Origin of the sequence: Pseudomonas helmanticensis, from assembly GCF_900182985.1 — a bacterium.
Classification (GTDB): Bacteria; Pseudomonadota; Gammaproteobacteria; order Pseudomonadales; family Pseudomonadaceae; genus Aquipseudomonas; species Aquipseudomonas helmanticensis.
The window spans coordinates 2,262,923-2,285,057 of sequence record NZ_FXUY01000001.1 but is presented as its reverse complement, the minus strand read 5'-3'; the positions used below and the strand labels follow the sequence as shown (position 1 = coordinate 2,285,057).

Annotated in this window: 13 protein-coding genes; 7 read left to right on the top strand and 6 right to left on the bottom strand. The window is 60.0% G+C overall.

Annotated features, from left to right (window positions below):
• Nucleotides 1-118 precede the first annotated feature (118 nt).
• Complete coding sequence (locus QOL84_RS10020; protein WP_283437118.1) at nt 119-2,500, top strand: sensor domain-containing diguanylate cyclase; 2,382 nt, start codon at nt 119-121, stop codon at nt 2,498-2,500.
• 187 nt (nt 2,501-2,687) lie between these two features.
• Here QOL84_RS10020 and dacB read toward each other — a convergent pair whose 3' ends face one another.
• Nucleotides 2,688-4,148: a D-alanyl-D-alanine carboxypeptidase/D-alanyl-D-alanine endopeptidase gene (gene dacB, locus QOL84_RS10015; RefSeq protein ID WP_283437117.1), complete on the bottom strand. Its 1,461-nt coding sequence runs from the start codon at nt 4,146-4,148 to the stop codon at nt 2,688-2,690.
• A 233-nt stretch (nt 4,149-4,381) separates the two neighbouring features.
• On the opposite strand from dacB, the gene QOL84_RS10010 reads away from it, so the two are divergent.
• Nucleotides 4,382-4,726 carry a YggL family protein gene (locus tag QOL84_RS10010; RefSeq protein WP_007916365.1) on the top strand — a complete coding sequence of 115 codons (345 nt, stop codon included), beginning with the start codon at nt 4,382-4,384 and terminating at the stop codon, nt 4,724-4,726.
• Between the two features lie 249 nt (nt 4,727-4,975).
• Here the strand turns inward: QOL84_RS10010 and QOL84_RS10005 are convergent, their stop codons facing one another.
• Complete coding sequence (locus QOL84_RS10005) at nt 4,976-6,166, bottom strand: benzoate/H(+) symporter BenE family transporter (protein ID WP_283437116.1); 1,191 nt, start codon at nt 6,164-6,166, stop codon at nt 4,976-4,978.
• A 328-nt stretch (nt 6,167-6,494) separates the two neighbouring features.
• On the opposite strand from QOL84_RS10005, the gene QOL84_RS10000 reads away from it, so the two are divergent.
• A complete protein-coding gene (locus QOL84_RS10000; RefSeq protein WP_283437115.1) occupies nt 6,495-7,259 on the top strand; it encodes a GntR family transcriptional regulator in 765 nt (254 codons plus the stop codon).
• Nucleotides 7,260-7,556: 297 nt separating this feature from the next.
• Here the strand turns inward: QOL84_RS10000 and guaD are convergent, their stop codons facing one another.
• The 4 genes from guaD to xdhA all read right to left on the bottom strand — a co-directional run bounded on the left by guaD (nt 7,557) and on the right by xdhA (nt 13,699).
• Nucleotides 7,557-8,861 carry a guanine deaminase gene (gene guaD, locus QOL84_RS09995; RefSeq protein WP_283437114.1) on the bottom strand — a complete coding sequence of 435 codons (1,305 nt, stop codon included), beginning with the start codon at nt 8,859-8,861 and terminating at the stop codon, nt 7,557-7,559.
• A gap of 13 nt (nt 8,862-8,874) precedes the next feature.
• A complete protein-coding gene (gene xdhC / locus QOL84_RS09990; protein WP_283437113.1) occupies nt 8,875-9,732 on the bottom strand; it encodes a xanthine dehydrogenase accessory protein XdhC in 858 nt (285 codons plus the stop codon).
• A gap of 126 nt (nt 9,733-9,858) precedes the next feature.
• Entirely contained in the window at nt 9,859-12,252 is a 2,394-nt protein-coding gene (gene xdhB, locus QOL84_RS09985) for a xanthine dehydrogenase molybdopterin binding subunit (protein WP_283437112.1), read from the bottom strand.
• The gene (xdhA, locus tag QOL84_RS09980; RefSeq protein ID WP_283437111.1) at nt 12,245-13,699 is read right to left on the bottom strand and encodes a xanthine dehydrogenase small subunit; all 1,455 of its coding nucleotides are present in this window, start codon (nt 13,697-13,699) and stop codon (nt 12,245-12,247) included. The genes xdhB and xdhA overlap by 8 nt, the downstream gene beginning before the upstream one ends.
• Nucleotides 13,700-13,989: 290 nt before the next feature.
• On the opposite strand from xdhA, the gene QOL84_RS09975 reads away from it, so the two are divergent.
• From QOL84_RS09975 to ligA, 4 genes are all read left to right on the top strand, one after another.
• The gene (locus QOL84_RS09975; protein WP_283437110.1) at nt 13,990-14,649 is read left to right on the top strand and encodes a GntR family transcriptional regulator; all 660 of its coding nucleotides are present in this window, start codon (nt 13,990-13,992) and stop codon (nt 14,647-14,649) included.
• A gap of 2 nt (nt 14,650-14,651) precedes the next feature.
• A complete protein-coding gene (smc, locus tag QOL84_RS09970; RefSeq protein ID WP_283437109.1) occupies nt 14,652-18,140 on the top strand; it encodes a chromosome segregation protein SMC in 3,489 nt (1,162 codons plus the stop codon).
• A gap of 259 nt (nt 18,141-18,399) precedes the next feature.
• On the top strand, nt 18,400-19,263 hold the full coding sequence (gene zipA, locus QOL84_RS09965; RefSeq protein WP_129391495.1) for a cell division protein ZipA: 864 nt from the start codon (nt 18,400-18,402) through the stop codon (nt 19,261-19,263).
• 145 nt (nt 19,264-19,408) lie between these two features.
• Entirely contained in the window at nt 19,409-21,766 is a 2,358-nt protein-coding gene (ligA, locus tag QOL84_RS09960) for an NAD-dependent DNA ligase LigA (RefSeq protein ID WP_283437108.1), read from the top strand.
• Nucleotides 21,767-22,135 lie beyond the last annotated feature (369 nt).

Sequence of the window (22,135 nt, the reverse complement as noted above, 5' to 3'; positions counted from 1 at the left end):
CCTTGATTCTTAAAGGCTCTTGGATCCGATCAGTGCTAGCCAAATTAATGGCTAATAGCTATAACTCACTCATGGCCAATGGGGCTTCCCCGGAACACTGGCGTAGTGAGCTGCCCTTATGTCGTTGCACCCCGTGCGCCCAAAGATCCTGGGTTTTATCAGCGAAGAAGTCTCGGCCTGGCTGGTCGCGCTGCTGGTATTGCTCGCCGGCGGGATTCTCACGGGGCTGCTCGCCTGGGGCACGCTCAATCAGTTTCAGCAACAATTGCGGCAGCGTTTTCAGCTGCTGGCCAACGAGCGTTACAGCCGCATCGAAGAACGTTTTCAGGATCAAGAGCAGCGACTCGACGGCCTGCGCCGCTTCTTCGCCAACTCCGAATCGGTGTCCCGCGCCGAATTCGACGGCTATACCCAACCTTTATTACTGCGTACCCAGGCCTATTCGTTTGCGCTACGGGTCAGTGCTGCCGAGCGCGCGGCGTTTGAGCGGCGCGTACGCGATGAAGGCCTGAGCACCTTCACCATCCGCGAACTGAATGCCCAGGGTGAACTGCAACTGGCGGCGCTGCGTGATGAATATGTGCCGGTGTTGTACAGCCAGACCCAAAGCCGCCTCGGCTCGCCGCTGGGATATGACTTGCTGGCGCAGCCGTTGCGCCGTGACACCCTGCAACGCGCCGACAAGCTCGGCGGTCTGGCGGTGTCGCAACCGATGCATCTGGTCAGTATCGAGCCGTCGTACGCGCGTGGCGTGCTGTTGGTGGCGCCGGTCACTCGCGAAGCTCAGCAGCGCGCGTTCGGCTACGTGATGGCGGTGATCAGCATGCGTCAGCTGTTGGCCGACGGCTTGCCGGATGCCTTCCATGATTACCTGTCGGTGCGCATTCTCGATCTGTCGACCAATGATCAGCACGAGGTGTTGTTCGAATCGACCAATGAACCGGCGCCGAGCGATCTGTCCGCCACGCGGTTGCTGCGCATGGCCGATCACGACTATCAGGTCGATATCCTGCCGAGCGATGCGTTCATTCAGGCCAACCATTCGTCGGTCGGCAGCGTGATCATTCTCGGTGGTTTGCTCAGCTTGCTGCTCAGCGCGCTGCTGTATGTGCTGGTCAGCCAGCGTCAGCGCGCCTTGCGCCTGGTCGAACAGCGCACGCAGGAATTGCACGAGCGGGAACAAGAGCTGCGCGGCACCCACGGGCAACTGCGCGGCGTGCTGAATGCGGCGACGCAGGTGGCAATCATCGCCACCGATCTGCGCGGGGTGATCAACACTTTCAACCCCGGCGCCGAGCAAATGCTCGGCTACCGCAGCGTCGATGTGGTCGGGCACATGACCCTGGAAAACCTGCACCTGCCGCGCGAGTTGACGGCGCGTGCTGCCGAGTTGAGTGCGCGCTACGGCAAAAGTATTCCGACCTGCCACGCGATGCTGGTCGAGGGCGGTGAAGTCGGCGGTCACGAGGCGCGGGAATGGACACTGGTGCGCAGCGATGGCAGCCATCTGCCGGTGAACATGCTGGCCACGCCGGTGCTGGATGAGCAAGGTTTGTGGGTCGGTCATCTGGCGATCTGCATCGATATCACTGAGCGCAAGCGCGTGCACGAAGTGCTGGCGGCGCGCGATGTGCTGCTGAAGAAACTCAGCGCGCACGTTCCCGGCGGCATCTACCAGTTCAAGATGGAATTCGACGGGCGTTTCAGCGTGATCTACGCCAGTGATGGCATCCGCGAGATCTACGAGCTGGAGCCGGACGTGTTGCTGTTCAACGCCGAGGCGATCTTCACCCGCATCCATCCGCAGGACACCACGCGCGTACGCTCGTCGATTCGCGCGTCGGCAGACAACCTCAGCCCGTGGCGCGAGGAATACCGTGTGCAATTGCCCGCGCGCGGCCTGCGCTGGGTGCGTGGCGAGGCGACGCCGGAAGAGCTGCCGGGTGGCGGCGTGTTGTGGCACGGTTATATTTCGGACATTTCCGACCTGAAACGCGTGGAAGAAGAACTGCGCGCACTGTCGGTGACCGACTCGTTGACCGGGATTCACAACCGGCGTTATTTCCAGGAACGCCTGACCACCGAAATGGCCCGGGTTGAGCGCGGCGGTGGCGAGCTGTCGGTGATCATGCTCGACATTGACCACTTCAAACGCATCAACGACCAGTACGGACATGCCGTCGGTGATCGGGTGCTGCAAGCGGTGTGCGAGCGCATCGGTCATCGCCTGCGGCGTACCGATGTGTTCTGCCGGTTGGGCGGCGAGGAGTTCATGGTGCTCTGCCCGGACATCGACGGTGAGCATGCGCACACGCTGGCGGTTGAGTTGTGGCAAGGCTTGCGCAGTGCGCCGGTGGATGTGGTCGGCGTGATCACGGCGAGTTTCGGCATCGCCAGCTGGCGACCGGGGGAGGGTGCGGATGCGTTGCTGTTGCGCGCGGATTCGGGCGTGTATATGGCAAAGCAGCGCGGCCGTGATCGCGTCGAACAGATGAGTTAGACCCTGCCACTAAATCAATGTGGGAGCGAGCCTGCTCGCGAAGGCGGTGTATCAGTCAGCACATTTATTGACTGACCTGACGCCTTCGCGAGCAGGCTCGCTCCCACAGAAGATCAAAGGATCGCAGCCTTCGGCAGCTCCTACTGGGTTATGTGTAGGAGCTGCCGAAGGCTGCGATCTTTTGCTGTTAAAGGACCGAAGCGGTCTGCGCCAGTTTCGGCTGCTTGTAGAGGTCCAGCAGCACCTGATCGAGCACCGACGATGCCCCAAACGGTGCCTTGTCGTTCAGAATCGCTACCACCGCCCAGGTATTGCCATTCACATCACGGCTGAAGCCGGCAATCGCCCGCACAGTGTTGAGCGTGCCGGTCTTCACGTGAGCTTCGCCGCGCATGGCAGTCGTCTTCAGGCGTTTACGCATGGTCCCGTCGGTGCCGGCGATCGGCAGCGAACTGATGTATTCGGCGGCATACGGGCTGTGCCAAGCGGCTTGCAGCATGGCCGCCATCTCACGGGCGCTGACGCGTTCAGCGCGGGACAAACCGGAGCCGTTCTCCATTACCAGGTGCGGCGCGGTGATGCCTTTCTTCGCCAGCCACTGCCGAACCACGCGTTGCCCGGCCTTGGCGTCGTCACCGTCGGCGTCGTTGCGGAATTTCTGCCCAAGGCTCAGGAACAGCTGCTGGGCCATGGTGTTGTTGCTGTATTTGTTGATGTCGCGGATGATTTCCGCCAGGTCCGGCGAGTAGGCGCGCGCGAGCAGTTTGGCGTTGCCCGGGGTCGCAGCCAGACGATCCTTGCCCTGGATGCTGCCACCCAGTTCTTTCCAGATCGCGCGCACGGCGCCGGCGGTGTAGGTCGCGTGGTCAAGCAGCGACAGGTAAGTCTGCGAGCTGCAGCCCTCACCCAACTGGCCGGCAACGGTCACGGTGACGCTGCCGTCCGCTTGCGGCACCGGGTTGTAGCGCACGCCGCCGGTGCACTGCTTGGAGTTCAGTGCCTTGACGGTGTTCTCGATGCGTACGGTGGCAATCGGCGGTTCAACCGAGATCAGCACCCGGCCATTGTCGTTGCGGGCAACAAAGCGCAGGGCCTTGAGGTTGACCAGCAGCGAGTCGGGTTTGACCAGAAACGGCTTGTTCTCGTCGTTGCCGTCATCGTTGAATTCCGGCAACACCGGTTGCACGAAGAAATTGCGGTCGAGGATCAGGTCACCGGTGACCTGAGTGACGCCGTTGGCGCGCAGGTCGCGCATCAGCAGCCAGAGTTTTTCCATGTTCAGCTTCGGATCGCCGCCACCCTTGAGGTAGAGGTTGCCGTTGAGGATGCCGCCGTTGAGATCACCGTCGGTGTAGAACTCGGTCTTCCACTGATGGTTGGGGCCGAGCATTTCCAGCGCCGCGTAGGTGGTGACCAGTTTCATCGTCGATGCCGGGTTGACCGACACGTCGGCGTTGAACACGGTCGGCGTGCCCGGGCCGTCGAGCGGCACCATTACCAGCGACAGGGCGGTGGGCTGCAACTTGCTCGCCTTGAGGGCCTTTTCGACGTTGGGGGTCAGGGAAGTATTGATGGTGGCAGCAGAAACAGGCAGGGCCAGAGGCAGAAGAAGGCCGGCGAGAAACAGTGGACGCAACGATTTGATCATATGAAATAAAACCCTACAGCCGAGGGGAAAAAGACGAGGACATGGATGAAAAGGTCCTCAGTGGTCACGAAAGTGTCGGCATTATGCCCCAAGGTGTAACCGATTGTGCCGTCCTCGGGGTGGCGATTCGCTGATTTTTTTACAGGCGGTCAGCCGCTGTGTCTACAGAGGCGGGCAATCGACGGCTTAAACTGGTAAAGTGCCCGCCGTATTTACTTAAGAGGATTGTTCCAATGGCGACTAACCGTTCCCAGCGTCTGCGCAAAAAACTGTGCGTTGATGAATTTCAAGAGCTGGGTTTCGAACTGAACCTGGACTTCAAAGAAGACTTGTCCGAAGAAGCCATTGACGCTTTCCTCGAAGCATTCATCAAAGAAGCCATGGAAGCCAACGGTCTGGGTTATGTTGGCGGCGACGACTTCGGTCTGGTTTGCCTGCAGAAGCGTGGCTCGGTCAACGAAGAGCAGCGTGCTGCCGTTGAAGCCTGGCTGAAAACCCGCTCCGAGCTGACCAAGTATGAAGTCAGCCCGTTGCTGGACGTTTGGTATCCGGAAAAGCCGATCAACGCGGCTAAGTGATACTGAAAAAACGGCGGCCTTGGGGTCGCCGTTTTTTTTCGTCTGGTGTTTGGGTGTTTGGGTGTTCGGTTTGGGATTTGTGGTGAGTCTGCCCCTCACCCCAGCCCTCTCCCGGAGGAGAGGGAGCCGATTTGCGAGCTGTTCAATACCTGAGTTCGACTCGGTATCCCACGTCGGCGTATTTCTTCCAAGCACCTCGGTCAGTCCCCTCTCCCCCGGGGAGAGGGTTAGGGTGAGGGGCTTTTGACCTTAAGCCTTACGCCAATTCAAAATCACCAGCGTCAACACCCCCGCGACAATCCCCCAGAACGCCGATCCGATGGAAAACAGCGTCAGCCCCGACGCCGTGACCATAAAGGTAATCAGCGCCGCCTCACGCTCCTTCACCTCGCTCATGGCAATGCTCAAACCATTGATGATCGAGCCAAACAGCGCCAACGCCGCAATCGACAGCACCAGTTCCTTCGGCAATGCCGCGAACAACGCCGCCAATGTCGCGCCAAACACCCCGGCAATTCCGTAGAAAATCCCGCACCAGACTGCAGCGGTGTAGCGCTTGTTGCGATCTTCATGGGCGTGCGGCCCGGTGCAGATCGCTGCGCTGATCGCCGCGAGGTTGATGCCGTGGGAGCCGAACGGCGCCAGCAACAGCGAGGCGATGCCGGTGGTGGTGATCAAGGGCGAGGCCGGTACGGTGTAGCCATCGGCGCGCAAAACGGCGATGCCGGGCATGTTCTGCGAGGTCATCGCCACCACAAACAATGGAATGCCGATGCTGATGGTCGCCGCCAGCGAAAAGTGCGGCGTCGTCCACACCGGTGTTGCCACTTCCAGATGAAAACCGCTGAAATCCAGCAACCCCATGAAGCCCGACAATGCCGTGCCGATCAGCAGCGCGGCGAGCACCGCATAGCGCGGCGATAGGCGCTTGACCACTAAATAAGTGAAGAACATCCCCAGCACCAGCGCGGTGCGGTGTTGCGCGGCGACGAAGATTTCGCTGCCGATCTTGAACAGAATCCCCGCCAGCAATGCCGCCGCCAGTGACGCCGGGATCTTTTTCACCAGCCGCTCGAAGCTGCCGGTCAGGCCGCAAATCGTCACCAGCACGGCGCAAGTGATGTAGGCGCCGATGGCCTCGCCATAACTGACACCGCCCAGACTGGTGATCAGCAGTGCTGCGCCGGGTGTCGACCAGGCGATGGTGATTGGCGTGCGATAGCGCAGCGACAGGCCGATCGAACACACCGCCATGCCAATCGAAATCGCCCAGATCCACGAGGATATCTGCCCGCTGGTCAGGCCCGCCGCTTGCCCGGCCTGGAACATCAGCACCAGCGAGCTGGTGTAACCGGTCATCATCGCGATGAACCCGGCGACGATGGCCGACGGCGACGTGTCGGCCAGCGGGCGCAGTTGAGTGTGCGTGGCGTCGTTCATGACAACGGTGTTCCTTCTACAGATGATATTCCCCTGTAGGAGCTGCCGCAGGCTGCGATCTTTTGATCTTGCTTCTAAAAAACAAAATCAAAAGATCGCAGCCTTCGGCAGCTCCTGCATGAGGCGGGCGGCGGATTCTGCGATCAAGCCTAAACTCAATCGTAACGGATCGTTGCAATACAGCCGAGGTCACAAACAGCCATACAGTCGTGTTGCCACCATCCATTGTGTACAATCGCGGTGTTTTTTACGCGATACTTGCCAGCGACCTACTGTGCCGTATTACAGTCACGGTCTATTCGCCGCAGTTCTCCCGACTCGAGTGCCCATGAACGAACAGTTGCAACCCCTCAAGAAACAACCGCGAGCAGGCAAAGCCGGCCGCAGCGGAACCCAGGACGATATTGTCTACGCGCATATCTTCGAGGCCATCCTCGAACAGCGTCTGGCGCCCGGCACAAAATTGAGCGAAGAAGCGCTGGGGGAAATCTTCGGGGTCAGCCGCACCATCATTCGCCGCGCGCTGTCGCGTCTGGCCCATGAAGGCGTCGTGCTGTTGCGGCCGAACCGTGGCGCCGTCGTTGCCAGCCCGAGCGTTGAAGAAGCCCGTCAGGTGTTCATGGCGCGCCGTCTGGTCGAACGTGCGATCACTGAATTGGCCGTGCTGCATGCCACCGCCGAACAGATCGCCGAACTGCGCCAGATGGTCAACGACGAACGCGACAGCTTCTCCCGTGGTGATCGCGGCGCCGGCATTCGCCTGTCGGGTGAATTTCACCTGAAACTCGCCGAAGCGGCGAAAAACGCGCCGCTGGTGAGCTTCCAGCGCAGCCTGGTCTCGCAGACCTCGCTGATCATTGCCCAGTATGAAAGCGGCAACCGTTCGCACTGCTCGTATGACGAACACACGCAATTGATCGACGCGATCGAAGCGCGCAACGGCGAGCTGGCAGTGGATTTGATGATGCACCACATGGATCACATCGACAGCAAGCTCAACCTCGACGAGGAAGGCGCGTCGGATGATTTGCATGCGGTGTTCTCGCATTTGTTGCAGACCAAGAAGCCAGGGCGTTCTGCGGCCAAGCTCTAAGGGATACCGAGTCGACCCCTTCGCGAGCAGGCTCACTCCTACAGTGGATCTTCAGTGACCACATAATGTGTGAGCAACAAAGATCAACCGTAGGAGTGAGCCTGCTCGCGATGGCGTCCTGACAGGCAATAAAAATCCCTCGGGGGGGTGAATACCTCCGGGGGATTTTTTATGCCTTTGATCGTTCCCACGCTTTGCGTGGGAACGCCTCTAGGGACGCTCCGCGTCCAGCGACGCGGAGCGTCACGGGCTGCATTCCCACGCAGAGCGTGGGAATGATCATGGGGTGGGGAAAACTCAGCGCTGATGCACCAATGCCCCCGCCGCGTACGTCTGCTGCACCGTGCGGTCATCCCCCAGCGTCATCAACACAAACAACGTTTCGGCAATGTTATTGGTCTGCTTCAAGCGGTAGCTCAGCAGCGGCGTAGCGTTGTAATCGAGCACCAGGAAGTCGGCGTCGGAACCGGGTTGCAGGTTGCCGATCTTGTCTTCCAGACGCAGCGCTCGTGCGCCACCGAGGGTCGCCAGGTACAGCGACTTGAACGGACTCAGTCGCGCACCTTGCAGTTGCATCACTTTGTACGCTTCGTTCAGCGTCTGCAGCAGCGAAAAGCTGGTGCCGCCACCAACGTCAGTGCCGAGGCCGACATTGAGTTTGTGCTTCTCGGCCATCGGCAAGTTGAACAAGCCGCTACCGAGGAAGAAGTTCGAGGTCGGGCAGAACGAGATCGCCGAACCGGTTTCCGCCAGACGCGCGCATTCGTCGTCGCACAGGTGTACGCCGTGAGCGAACACCGAGCGCTCGCCGAGCAATTTGTAGTGGTCGTAAACGTCGAGGTAGCCCTTGCGCTCCGGGAACAGTTCCTTGACCCATTCGATTTCCTTGAGGTTCTCGCTGATGTGGGTCTGCATGTACAGATCCGGGTATTCGGTGAGCAGTTGCCCGGCAAGGGTCAGTTGTTCCGGGGTGCTGGTCGGTGCGAAGCGCGGAGTCACCGCATAGTGCAGACGACCCTTGCCATGCCAACGCTCGATCAGCGCTTTGCTCTCGACGTAGCTCGATTCAGCGGTATCGGTCAGATAATCCGGCGCGTTGCGGTCCATCATTACCTTGCCGGCGATCATCCGCAGATCGAGCTTCTCGGCCTTTTCGAAAAACGAGTTCACCGACTGCGGGTGCACGCTGCCGAACACCAGCGCGGTGGTGGTGCCGTTGCGCAGCAGTTCCTTGATGAATATGTCCGCAACGTCGTCAGCGTGGGCCTTGTCGCCGAACTGGCTTTCGCAAGGGAAGGTGTAGGTGTTCAACCAGTCGAGCAGTTGCTCACCGTAGGCACCGACCATGCCGGTTTGCGGCAAGTGAATATGGGTGTCGATGAAGCCCGGGGTGATCAGCGCGTCCTTGTAGTGCTCGATTTCGATATCCGCCGGCAGTGTCGGCAGCAAATCACTGGCGTGGCCAAGGGCGCTGATCTTGCCGCCATCGACCACCAGCAGGCCATCCTCGAAATATTCGTAGGAGGCTTCGATCCCGACTTCGGCGGGGTCGGCGATGCTGTGCAGGATGGCGGCGCGGTAGGCTTTACGAGTCAGAGGCATGAGGGTTCTCTAATCAGTTTGAGGCTTTGAGTTTGGCGGCCTGATTGCGCCGCGAAACCGGCAGCAGTTTGGCAATCGGTTCGGCGCTGGCAGTCTGCTGGCCGAAGTTGGCGTTATAGGTGGCGATGATTTCGCCAGCGATGGAGATGGCGATTTCCACAGGCAGTTTGCCTTTGACTTCGCCGATGCCCATCGGGCAGCGCATGCGTTGCACGACGCCGCTGTCGAAACCGCGATCACGCAGGCGGTGTTCGAACTTCGCACGTTTGGTCTTCGAACCGATCAGGCCGAAGTAGGCGAAGTCGTTGCGCTTGAGAATCGCGGCAGTGAGTTCAAGGTCGAGCTGATGGTTGTGGGTCATGACGATGCAATAACTGCCAGCGGGCAGGTCATCGATTTCATCCACAGGCTCTTCGGAAACGATTTTACGCACGCCGTGGGGGATGTGTTCGGGGAATTCGGCATCGCGCGAATCGATCCAGCGCACCCGGCAGGGCAGGCTGGCGAGCAATGGCACCAAAGCGCGGCCGACGTGGCCGGCACCGAACACGGCGATTTGCGCCTGCACCTGGCCCATCGGTTCGAACAGCAACACGGTGGCGCCGCCGCAGCACTGGCCAAGGCTGGCGCCGAGGCTGAAGCGCTCCAGATGGGTGTCCTGCTTACCGCTGGCGAGCATTTCGCGGGCGATCTGCATGGCTTTGTATTCCAGATGCCCGCCACCGATGGTGTCGAAACTCTGGTTGGCGCTGATGACCATTTTCGAGCCGGCGTTGCGTGGCGTCGAGCCGAGTTCTTCGATGATCGTCACCAGAACGCAGGGTTCGCCCTGGTTCTGCAGGTCAGCGAGGGCGTCGATCCAGTTGTACATACACACCTCTCAGATCGTTCCCACGCTCTGCGTGGGAATGCATCACTGGACGCTCCGCGTCCGCTGTTCAGGATGCGACGCAGAGCGTCGCGGGCTGCATTCCCACGCAGAGGGTGGGAACGATCATCAAACAACCTCGGTTTCAGCTTCGACAGCCTTCACCGCTTTCAACTGCCGCATCTGCTCGCAACCCCACAACACCCGCTCCGGTGTCGCCGGCGCATCGATCTGCGGCTGATGCTTGTAGTCACCGAGGCTCGCCACCGCATCCTTGATCGCACACCACGACGCAATCCCGAGCATGAACGGCGGCTCACCGACAGCCTTGGAATGGAACACCGTGTCTTCCGGGTTCTTGCGGTTTTCCACCAGTTTCACCCGCAGGTCGAGCGGCATGTCCGCCACGGCCGGGATCTTGTAGCTGGCCGGGCCGTTGGTCATCAGCTTGCCTTTGTTGTTCCAGACCAGCTCTTCCATGGTCAGCCAGCCCATGCCCTGGATGAAGCCACCCTCGACCTGACCGATGTCGATGGACGGGTTCAGCGAGGCGCCGACGTCGTGCAGGATGTCGGTACGCAGCATCTTGTATTCGCCGGTCAGGGTGTCGACGATCACTTCGCAGCACGCCGCGCCAAAGGCGAAGTAGTAGAACGGACGGCCACGCGCCTGGCTGCGGTCGTAGTAGATTTTCGGGGTTTTGTAGAAGCCGGTGCTCGACAGCGACACCTGGTTGAAATACGCCTGCTGGATCAGCGCTTCAAAGGTCAGGATGTGATCGCGAACACGCACGTGGCCGTTGTGGAATTCAACATCTTCTTCAGTGACTTTGAAGTGCCGCGCAGCGAATTCGATCAAGCGTTTCTTGATGATTTCCGCCGCGTTCTGCGCCGCTTTACCGTTCAGGTCAGCGCCGCTGGACGCCGCGGTCGGCGAGGTGTTTGGCACCTTGTCGGTGTTGGTCGCAGTGATCTGCACGCGATCGATTTCCACCTGGAACACTTCAGCCACGACCTGCGCGACTTTGGTGTTCAAACCCTGGCCCATTTCGGTGCCGCCGTGGTTCAGGTGGATGCTGCCGTCGGTGTAAATATGGATCAACGCGCCAGCCTGGTTCAAGAAGCTCGCGGTGAAGGAAATACCGAATTTCACCGGGGTCAGCGCCAAGCCTTTTTTCAGGATCGGGCTGTTCGCGTTGTAGCGACGGATCGCTTCGCGGCGTTCGTGATACTGGCTGCTTTCTTCCAGTTCAGCGGTCATTTCCTCGAGCATGTTGTGCTCGACGGTCTGGTAGTAATGGGTGACGTTGCGCTCGGTCTTGCCGTAGTAGTTGGCCTTGCGCACCACCAGCGGATCGAGTTGCAGGTGACGGGCAATTGCGTCCATCACTTCTTCGATCGCGACCATGCCTTGCGGGCCACCGAAACCACGGTACGCGGTGTTCGATGCAGTGTTGGTTTTGCAGCGATGACCGTTGATGGTCGCGTCGCCGAGGTAATAAGAGTTGTCGGAGTGGAACATCGCCCGGTCAACGATGGAGGCGGACAAGTCCGGCGAGCAGCCGCAGTTGCCGGCCAGATCCATGTTGATCCCGTGCAGGCGCCCGGTGCTGTCGAAGCCGACGTCGTATTCGACGTAGAACGGGTGACGCTTGCCGGTCATCAGCATGTCTTCGACGCGCGGCAGGCGCATCTTGGTTGGCTGCCCGGTAAGGTGCGCAACCACCGCGCACAGGCACGCCGGGCTGGCGGCCTGGGTTTCCTTGCCGCCGAAACCACCGCCCATGCGGCGCATGTCGACGACGATTTTGTTCATCGATACGTCGAGCACTTCGGCGACCAGTTTCTGCACTTCAGTCGGGTTCTGCGTCGAGCAGTAGACAATCATGCCGCCGTCTTCAGTCGGCATCACCGAAGAGATTTGCGTCTCCAGATAGAAGTGTTCCTGACCGCCGATGTGCAGCGTGCCCTGGATGCGATGTTCAGCTGTCGCCAGTGCGGAGACCGAATCGCCGCGCTGGTGGGTGTGGCTGTCGAGCACGAAGTGGCGTTTGCGCAGGGCTTCGACCACGTCGAGCACCGGTTCGAGATCTTCGTATTCGATGATCGCGGCCATCGCCGCTTTGCGCGCGGTTTCCAGATCTTTCGCCGCGACGGCGAGCACCGGTTGACCGACGAATTGCACGTCATCGATGGCCAGCAGCGGGTCGCCCGGCATCAACGGGCCGATGTCTTTCAAGCCCGGCACGTCTTCGTGGGTGATGGCGATGCGCACGCCTTCGAAGGCGTAGCACGGCGAGGTGTCGATGCTGATGATTTTCGCGTGGGCGCGGTCCGACATGCGTGCATACAGGTGCAGCTGATTCGGAAATTCCAGGCGATCATCGATGTACTGCGCTTCACCGGACACGTGCTTGGCGGCGCTGTCGTGCTTGACGCTGCGGCCGACACCGGAAGTCAGGTCCTGGGCGAACAGTTCAGCCAGTTCGGCTTGGGTTTTTTCTACGCCGTGATGGTTAGACATAAGCGGTCACCCGAGTCTCGATGTGCGGTGTTTGCAGTTCGATGAAGTATTTGCGCAGCAGGTTCTGCGCGCTGAGCAGGCGATATTCCTTGCTGGCGCGGAAGTCCGAGAGCGGGATGAAATCTTCCGCCAGTGCGGCGCAGGCGCGTTCGACCACGGCATTGTTGAACGGCGCACCGATCAACACGGCTTCACAGTGAGCGGCGCGTTTCGGGATCGCGGCCATGCCACCGAAGGCCATGCGTGCATCGGTGATCACGCCGTTTTCGACGCGCAGGTTGAACGCGGCGCAGACGGCAGAGATGTCATCGTCCAGACGCTTGGAGACTTTGTAGGCGCGGAACAACTGTTCAGCCGTGGCGCGCGGCACGATGATCTTCTCGATGAATTCACTTTCCTGACGGGCAGTGACTTTGTAATCGATGAAGTAATCGTCGAGGTTCAAGGTGCGGCGGGTTTCGCCTTTGCACAGCACAACCTGTGCGCCGAGGGCGATCAGCAGCGGTGGCGAGTCACCGATCGGCGAGGCGTTGCCGATGTTGCCGCCGAGGGTGCCCTGGTTGCGGATTTGCAGGGAGGCGAAGCGGTGCAGCAGTTCGCCGAAGTCCGGGTACTCGGCGTTCAACGCTTCGTAGCAGTCGGAGAGGGCGGTGGCGGCGCCGATTTCGATGCGGTCACCGAAGGTGTCGATGCGCTTCATTTCGGCGACGTTGCCGACGTAGATCATCACCGGCAAGGTGCGGTGGAATTGAGTGACTTCCAGCGCCAGATCGGTACCGCCAGCCAGCAGGCGAGCTTGTGGATAGGCGTCATAGAGATCGGCCAGATCAGCGACGGTCAGCGGCACCAGGCAGCGCTTGTCGCCGCTGTTGAGTTCGCCGATATCGGTCGGAGCGATGGCTTTCAGACGAGCAATGGTGTCTGCTTCGCGGGCATCGAACTGATCCGGTTGCTTGCCACAGCAGGATTGCTCGGCAGCCGCCAGAATCGGCCGGTAGCCGGTGCAGCGGCAGAGGTTGCCGGCCAGCGCTTCGTGGGCCTTGGCGTGATCCGGTGCATCGCTGTTCTTTTGCAGAGCGAACAGCGACATGACGAAACCGGGGGTGCAGAAACCGCACTGCGAACCGTGGCACTCGACCATGGCTTTCTGCACGCTGTGCAGTTCGCCTTGGTGCTTGAGATCCTCGACACTGATCAATTGCTTGCCGTGCAGCGACGACACAAAGGTCAGGCACGAGTTGAGGCTGCGATAGCGAATATGTTCGCGGCCATCGTCATCCGTCTGCAACTCGCCGACCACTACGGTGCAGGCGCCGCAGTCGCCGCTGGCGCAACCTTCTTTGGTGCCCGATTTACCGACGTGTTCACGCAGGTAATTGAGCACAGTCAGATTCGGGTCCAGGGCGTGCTCGCTACGGAGTTCCTGGTTAAGTAAAAACTGGATCACGGAAGGCCTCGCAGACTCATTATTGTTGTTAACCGACTTGAGCCGAATTTAGCAGGTCTGACTTTTCGGTCAATGGTTTTCTGACTTAAAGGTCAGGAAAATCCATTTCGTCGATCAACAACGTGTCTATTCAGTATTGACCCTCATCGGTCGCCCCGGTTTTTTGTTTGGTTTTCTAAAGAAAACTGCGGGAATCGTGCCAAAAACCGCTGCGTGGGCACTCCGCCATGAGCGTGCATTTGCGCTACACTGCGCCGCTTGTGCAGATCGATAGAGTTTGAAGGACAACCATGACGTTCAAGGCGCCGGACAGCCTCGCCGAGCAAATTGCTCACCACCTCGCCGAACGCATCATTCGTGGCGAAATGAAGCCGGGAGAGCGCATCCAGGAACAGAAGGTCACGCTGGCACTGAATGTCAGCCGCGGCTCGGTCCGCGAAGCCTTGCTGATCCTCGAACGCCGCCACCTGATCGCGATCCTGCCGCGGCGTGGCGCGCACGTCACCGAGCTGACGCCGCACAAGGTGCAGAGCCTGTGCACGCTGATGAGCGAGCTGTACATCCTGCTCGGCAACTCGGTCGCCAATGGCTGGCAAGTACAGTCGGACATGGCGCCGTTCGTGCAGATCCAGCAGCGCCTGACCGCCAGCTTCGAGCGTCAGGACATCCGCAGCTTCGTCGACGACAGCTTCAGCGTGATGCGCGCCGCCTATCCGTTCGCCAATAACCCGTACCTGCAAGAAACGGTCGAGAACATGCAACCGGCGATGAGCCGCGCGTATTTCCTCGCCCTCGAACAGCGCAAGGCTTCAATGAGCGAGTTCCTCGAACTGTTCGAACGCTTGCTGGCCGCCGTGCTTGCCCGTGATTTGCCGCAGATCCGCATCGTGCTGACGGCGTACGCCCAGCGCAGTTGCGATCTGGTGGTCTCCGCGCTGACGGTTGCCTGAGCGTGCGGCTCAAGTGCATCAAACTGGCGGGATTCAAATCCTTCGTCGACCCGACCACGGTGAACTTCCCCAGTAACATGGCGGCGGTCGTCGGGCCGAACGGTTGCGGCAAGTCGAACATCATCGACGCCGTACGCTGGGTGATGGGCGAAAGTTCGGCGAAGAACCTCCGTGGCGAGTCGATGACCGACGTCATCTTCAACGGTTCGACCAGCCGCAAACCGGTGAGTCAGGCGAGCATTGAGCTGGTCTTCGACAACTCCGACGGCACGCTGCTGGGCGAGTACGCGGCGTACGCGGAGATTTCGATTCGCCGCAAAGTCACCCGCGACAGCCAGACCACGTATTACCTCAACGGCACCAAATGCCGGCGTCGCGACATCACCGATATCTTCCTCGGCACCGGCCTCGGCCCGCGCAGCTATTCGATCATCGAGCAGGGGATGATCTCCAAGCTGATCGAATCCAAGCCGGAAGACCTGCGTAACTTCATCGAAGAAGCCGCCGGCATCTCCAAATACAAGGAGCGCCGGCGCGAGACTGAAAACCGTATCCGTCGCACCCACGAAAACCTCGCGCGTCTGACCGACCTGCGCGACGAGCTGGAACGTCAGCTCGAACGCCTGCACCGCCAGGCCGAAGCGGCGAAGAAGTATCAGGAATTCAAAGCCGAAGAACGCCAGCTCAAGGCGCAACTGTCGGCGCTGCGCTGGCAGGATCTCAACGATCAGGTCGGTCAGCGCGAGTCGATCATCGGCACACAGGAAATCAGTTTCGAAGCTTTGGTCGCCGAGCAGCGTAATGCTGACGCGGCCATTGAGCGTCTGCGCGACGGTCACCATGACCTGTCCGAGCGCTTCAATCTGGTGCAGGGGCGCTTCTATTCGGTCGGCGGCGACATCGCCCGGGTCGAGCAGAGCATCCAGCACGGCCAGCAACGTCTGCGACAGTTGCAGGACGATCTGAAAGAAGCCGAGCGCGCCCGTCTGGAAACCGAGTCGCACTTGGGCCACGACCGCACATTGCTGCTGACTCTCGGTGAAGAGCTGGACATGCTCGTGCCCGAGCAGGAAGTCACCAGCGCCGCCGCCGAAGAGGCCGCTGCCGCGCTGGAAGATTCCGAATCGGTCATGCACGGCTGGCAGGAGCAGTGGGATGCGTTCAACCTGACCGCCGCCGAACCGCGTCGTCAGGCCGAAGTGCAGCAGTCGCGCATCCAGCAGCTGGAAACCAGCATGGAGCGTCTCGCTGATCGGCAAAAGCGTCTTGGCGAAGAGCGCGCGTTGCTCTCGGCCGACCCGGAAGACGCGGCGATCCTGCAGCTCAACGAGCAGCTCGCCGAGTCCGAAGCGACTCTCGAAGATTTGCAGACCAGTGAAGAAGCGCAGGTCGAAAAACTTGAACAACTGCGCCAGGAATTGCAGCAAGCACTGACCGCGCAGCAACAGGCACAGGGTGATTTGCAGCGCCTCAATGGTCGCCTGGCGTCCCTTGAAGCTCTGCAGCAAGCGGCGCTTGATCCGGGCACCGGCACCGCCGAGTGGCTGAAGGAGCACAACCTCGCCGAGCGTCCGCGTCTGGCCGAAGGTTTGAAGGTTGAGGCCGGTTGGGAACTGGCGGTGGAAACCGTGCTCGGCGCTGATCTGCAGGCGGTGTTGGTCGACGACTTCAGCGGCTTTGATTTATCAGGTTTTACTCAGGGCGATCTGCGTCTGCTCAGCCCGGCCAGCGATGGCGTGCGGGTGGCGGGCAGCTTGCTGGACAAGGTTGATGCGCAGATCGATCTGTCGCCGTGGCTCGGTCAGGTCAAACCGGTCGACAGCCTTGAGCAGGCCTTGGCCTTGCGCGGGCAGTTGAGCGCCGGTGAGAGCCTGATCAGTCGTGACGGTTATTGGGTCGGTCGGCACTTTTTACGCGTACGACGTGCCAGCGAAGCGGAAAGCGGCATGCTGGCCCGTGGCCAGGAAATCGAAGCGCTGCACCTCGAACGCGAAGAGAAAGAAGCCACGGTCGAGGCCATGGAAACCCGTCTGCAAACTCTGCGTGCGCAACAGCGTCAGCAGGAAAACGGTCGCGAACATTTGCGCCGATTGCTGCAAGACGAAGCGCGTCAGCAAGGTGAATTGAAAGCGCAGTTGTCGGCCGGCAAAGCCAAGGCCGAACAGCTGACCTTGCGCCGCACGCGTCTCGATGAAGAGCTGGTCGAGCTTGGTGAACAGCGCGAGCTTGAGCACGAACAAGTCGGCGAAGCGCGCATGCACTTGCAGGAAGCGCTGGATGCCATGGCGCTCGACACCGAGCAGCGCGAGTTGCTGCTGGCCCAGCGCGACAGCCTGCGCGAACGCCTTGATCGCGTGCGTCAGGAAGCGCGGCAGCACAAGGATCACGCGCATCAATTGGCCGTGCGTCTCGGCTCTCTGCGTGCGCAGCATGACTCTACGCGTCAGGCGTTGGAGCGTCTGGAAATGCAGTCCGAGCGCCTGACTGAAAAACGCGAACAGTTGAGCCTGAATCTGGAAGAGGGCGAGGCGCCGCTGGAAGAACTGCGCCTGAAACTCGAAGAGCTGCTCGACAAGCGCATGACCGTCGACGAGGAGCTCAAGACCGCACAGATCGCTCTCGAAGACGCTGATCGCGAGCTGCGTGATGCAGAAAAACGCCGGACCCAGGCCGAACAGCAATCGCAATTGATTCGCGGCCAGCTCGAACAGCAACGCATGGAATGGCAAGCCCTGACCGTGCGCCGCAAGGCCTTGCAGGATCAATTGCTGGAAGACGGCTACGATCTCAACGGCGTGCTCGCGACATTAACTGCGCAAGCCAGTGAACGCGAAGCCGAAGAAGAACTCGAACGCATCAATGCGCGGATTCAGCGCTTGGGCGCGATCAACCTCGCGGCTATCGACGAATACACGCAACAGTCCGAGCGCAAGCGTTATCTGGATGCGCAGGATGCCGATCTGGTCGAAGCGCTGGAGACCCTTGAGAACGTCATTCGCAAGATCGACAAGGAAACCCGTAACCGCTTCAAAGATACCTTTGATCAGATCAATGGCGGTTTACAGGCACTTTTTCCAAAAGTTTTCGGTGGTGGACGGGCGTATTTGGAACTGACGGGCGAAGATCTACTCGATACAGGGGTAACGATCATGGCGCAGCCGCCAGGGAAGAAGAACAGCACCATCCATTTGCTCTCCGGCGGGGAAAAAGCCCTGACCGCGCTGGCATTGGTTTTTGCCATCTTCAAGTTGAACCCGGCGCCGTTCTGCATGCTCGATGAAGTTGACGCGCCACTGGATGACGCTAACGTTGGACGCTACGCACGCTTGGTCAAAGAGATGTCGCAGACCGTGCAGTTCATCTATATCACCCACAACAAGATCGCCATGGAAATGGCCGAGCAGTTGATGGGGGTGACGATGCATGAACCGGGTTGTTCGCGACTGGTAGCCGTGGATGTCGAGGAGGCGATGGCGATGGTGGACGCCTGAGCCAGCGTGGTGTCGGAAAGGTAATTTGGTGTTGTAGGACTTTTTTACCGCGTTCGACTTGCTGGCCAATCGACATATTCGCGCAAGCCAATGAGACAGACGGTGTAAAGTTGTCTTTGGTCGTGCTAGTTTAATGTCAATTTTTCGTATACGTGGGCAAAACGCCTGTCAGAACATAGAGTTGGCGCCACGTTTTAAAGCGGTTTGCACAGTGTAAACCCCTTATTTTTCAGCATTTTTTATAGAGGCACGGGATTACATGGAAATCGGTCTGCGCGAGTGGCTGATCGTCATCGGCATCATAGTGATAGCCGGTATTCTTTTCGATGGCTGGCGCCGTATGCGCGGCGGCAAGGGAAAACTGAAATTCCGTCTTGACCGAAGTCTGTCCAACCTGCCGGACGAGGACACCAGCGCTGAGCTGTTGGGCCCGGCCCGCGTTCTGGACAACCATAAAGAACCACAGCTGGACGAACACGATCTGCCGTCGGTGAGCATGCCGGCCCGCGAAGCTCGCGAGCCTCGCGAATCCGCTTCGAAACGTGGCAAGCGTGGCAGCAATGGCCCGGCTCAGGGTGACCTGAACCTCGACCTGGATCTGGACGGCGGCCCGAGCTTCAGCAGCCGTGACGACGATTTTGTTGAAAACACCAAGCCTGCTCCGGCGCTGGTCGAGAAAGATCAGCCGCAAGCCGAGGAAGTTCTGGTGATCAGCGTGATCTGCCGTGACGCTGCCGGCTTCAAAGGCCCGGCGCTGTTGCAGAACATTCTCGAAAGCGGTCTGCGTTTCGGCGAGATGGATATTTTCCATCGCCACGAAAGCATGGCCGGCAACGGTGAAGTGCTGTTCTCCATGGCCAATGCGGTCAAGCCGGGCATCTTCGATCTGGACGACATCGACCATTTCAGCACCCCGGCGGTGAGCTTCTTCCTCGGCCTGCCAGGCCCGCGTCATCCGAAGCAAGCCTTCGACGTGATGGTGGCTGCAGCCCGCAAGCTGTCGCAGGAACTCAATGGCGAACTGAAAGATGACCAGCGCAGTGTTTTGACCGCGCAGACGATTGAGCACTACCGTCAGCGCATCGTCGAATTCGAACGCCGCGCCCTGACCCAGAAGCGCTAAGGCCAGATCAAAAGATCGCAGCCTGCGGCAGCTCCTACAAAGGATCGCGATCCTGTAGGAGCTGGCGAGTGCAACGAGGCTGCGATCTTTTAAGGATGAAACTGGAGCAGCCTCGGCTGCTCTTTTGCTTTATGAGAGAACACCCATGACCGCCGCCAAAAACCGCATTCTCGAGCTGCGCGCTGAACTCGATCAGCACAACTACCGTTACCACGTCCTCGACGAGCCGAGCATTCCGGACGCCGAGTACGACCGGTTGTTCCACGAGCTCAAGGCGCTGGAAGCGGCCAACCCGGAACTGATCACCAGCGATTCGCCGACCCAGCGCGTCGGCAGCGTGGCGCTCACCGCGTTCACTCAGGTGCGTCACGAAGTGCCGATGCTCAGCCTCGGCAACGCCTTCGAAGAAACCGACATGCGCGAGTTCGATCGCCGCGTCACCGAAGGTCTGGATATCCCCGCTGGCGATCTGTTCGGCGGCGGTGCAGCGGTGGAATACAGCTGCGAGCCGAAGCTCGATGGCCTGGCGGTCAGCCTGCTCTATCAGGACGGCGTGCTGGTGCGCGGCGCCACACGCGGCGACGGCACCACCGGTGAAGACATCAGCGTCAACGTGCGCACCGTGCGCAACATTCCGCTGAAGCTGCAAGGTGAAGGCTGGCCGGCGACCCTGGAAGTGCGCGGCGAAGTGTTCATGTCCAAGGCCGGTTTCGAGCGCCTCAACGCCTCGCAACTGGAAGTCGGCGGCAAGACCTTCGCCAACCCGCGCAACGCCGCCGCCGGCAGCTTGCGTCAGCTCGATTCGAAGATCACCGCCAACCGTCCGCTGGAATTCTGCTGCTACGGCATCGGTCAGGTCTCGCACGATATTGCCGACACCCACATCGGCAACCTCAAGCAGTTGCAGCAGTGGGGCATGCCGATCAGTCACGAGCTGAAGCTGGCCAAGGGCATCGACGAATGCCTCGATTACTACCGCGACATCGGCGCGCGCCGTAACTCGCTGACGTATGAAATCGACGGTGTGGTGTTCAAGGTCAACAGCATTGCCGATCAGCGCGAACTGGGCTTCCGCGCCCGCGAACCGCGTTGGGCGATCGCGCATAAATTCCCGGCGATGGAAGAACTCACCGAGCTGCTCGACGTCGAGTTTCAGGTCGGTCGCACTGGCGCGGTTACACCGGTCGCGCGCCTGAAACCGGTCAAGGTGGCTGGCGTTACCGTCGCCAACGCCACGTTGCACAACATGGACGAAGTCGCGCGTCTGGGCCTGATGATCGGCGACACCGTGATCATCCGCCGCGCCGGTGATGTGATCCCGCAAGTGGTGCAAGTGGTCACCGAGCGTCGTCCGGAAAACGCCCGTCCGGTGGCGATCCCCGAGAGCTGCCCGGTGTGCGGTTCGCACGTCGAACGCACGCAACTGGTCAAGCGCAGCAAGGGCAAGGAAACCGTCAGCGAAGGCGCGGTGTATCGCTGCGTCGGGCGTCTGGCCTGTGGCGCGCAATTGAAGCAGGCGATCATTCACTTCGTCTCGCGCCGCGCGATGGACATCGAAGGCTTGGGCGACAAGAGCGTCGAGCAGTTGGTCGATGAAGGTCTGGTCAGTTCGCCGGCCGACCTGTACGCGCTTAAGTTCGACGACATCGTCGACCTCGAAGGTTTTGCCGAAGTCTCCAGCAACAAGCTGCTGGCGGCCATCGAGGACAGCAAGAAGCCGAGCCTCGCGCGTTTCATTTATGCACTGGGTATTCCTGATGTCGGCGAGGAGACGGCCAAAGTGCTGGCGCGCTCGCTGGGTTCGCTGGAGCGGGTGCAGCAGGCGTTGCCGCAAGTGCTGACGTATCTGCCGGATGTCGGTCTGGAAGTGGCGCACGAGATTCACAGCTTCTTTGAAGATGCGCATAACCAGCAGGTGATTACCGAGCTGCTGGGGCATGGTTTGCAAATTCAGGATCAGGGTGAGTTGGGCGCCGAGTTTGCCGCCAGCACCACGCTGGGTGGCTTCCTCGACAAGCTGCACATTCCTTCGGTCGGCCCTGGTGGCGCGCAGAAACTGGCGGACAAGTTCGGCTCACTGGAAGCGGTGATGAATGCCGACTGGCTGGACATGCGTCAGGCGTTGCCAGAGAAGCAGGCGAATTCGGTTCGCGAGTTTTTTGCTTTGCCTGAGCATCGGCAACTGGCTGAAGAATCCGAGAAACAACTGCGCGATTTCGGCATGCACTGGCAGAGCGAGAAGAAGGTGATCGAAGGCTTGCCGTTGTCTGGCGAGACTTGGGTGCTGACCGGCAAGGTCGAGTTGATGAGCCGGGACGTGGCCAAGGATCACTTGGAAAGTCTGGGCGCTAAAGTCGCTGGTTCGGTCTCGGCGAAAACTCATTGCGTCGTTGCCGGTCCCGGTGCCGGTTCCAAACTGACCAAAGCCAATGAGCTGGGTGTGAAAGTGATGGACGAAGAAACCTTCATCGCCTTCCTCAAAACCCACGGCCTTCAGGTCTGACACAAAGCCCATGGCCTGCAGGTCTGACACAAAGCCCATGGCCTTCAGGTCTGACACAAAAAGCCCATGGCCTTCAGGTCTGACACAAAGCCCATAGTCTTCAGGTCTGACACAAAGCTCATAGCCTTCAGGTCTGACACAAAACCCTGTGGCGAGGGGATTTATCCCCGTTCGGCGACGCAGTCGTCGCAAAACCGTACAGCGCGGTACATCTGACTAACCGCGTTGTATGGATTTGGGGTCGCTTCGCAACCCAACGGGGATAAATCCCCTCGCCACAATGGTGCAATCACCTGGTTGCACTGTTATGGGTGGGAACGATGTTGTCATGGGAATGATCTAGTCTTGGCAAGCCCCAGGGAGAGATCG

Coding starts and splice junctions, on each gene's coding strand:
- QOL84_RS10020 (WP_283437118.1), top strand. CDS start 119: ATGTCGTTGCACCCCGTGCGCCCAAAGATCCTGGGTTTTATCAGCGAA.
- dacB (WP_283437117.1), bottom strand. CDS start 4,148: ATGATCAAATCGTTGCGTCCACTGTTTCTCGCCGGCCTTCTTCTGCCT.
- QOL84_RS10010 (WP_007916365.1), top strand. CDS start 4,382: ATGGCGACTAACCGTTCCCAGCGTCTGCGCAAAAAACTGTGCGTTGAT.
- QOL84_RS10005 (WP_283437116.1), bottom strand. CDS start 6,166: ATGAACGACGCCACGCACACTCAACTGCGCCCGCTGGCCGACACGTCG.
- QOL84_RS10000 (WP_283437115.1), top strand. CDS start 6,495: ATGAACGAACAGTTGCAACCCCTCAAGAAACAACCGCGAGCAGGCAAA.
- guaD (WP_283437114.1), bottom strand. CDS start 8,861: ATGCCTCTGACTCGTAAAGCCTACCGCGCCGCCATCCTGCACAGCATC.
- xdhC (WP_283437113.1), bottom strand. CDS start 9,732: ATGTACAACTGGATCGACGCCCTCGCTGACCTGCAGAACCAGGGCGAA.
- xdhB (WP_283437112.1), bottom strand. CDS start 12,252: ATGTCTAACCATCACGGCGTAGAAAAAACCCAAGCCGAACTGGCTGAA.
- QOL84_RS09975 (WP_283437110.1), top strand. CDS start 13,990: ATGACGTTCAAGGCGCCGGACAGCCTCGCCGAGCAAATTGCTCACCAC.
- zipA (WP_129391495.1), top strand. CDS start 18,400: ATGGAAATCGGTCTGCGCGAGTGGCTGATCGTCATCGGCATCATAGTG.
- ligA (WP_283437108.1), top strand. CDS start 19,409: ATGACCGCCGCCAAAAACCGCATTCTCGAGCTGCGCGCTGAACTCGAT.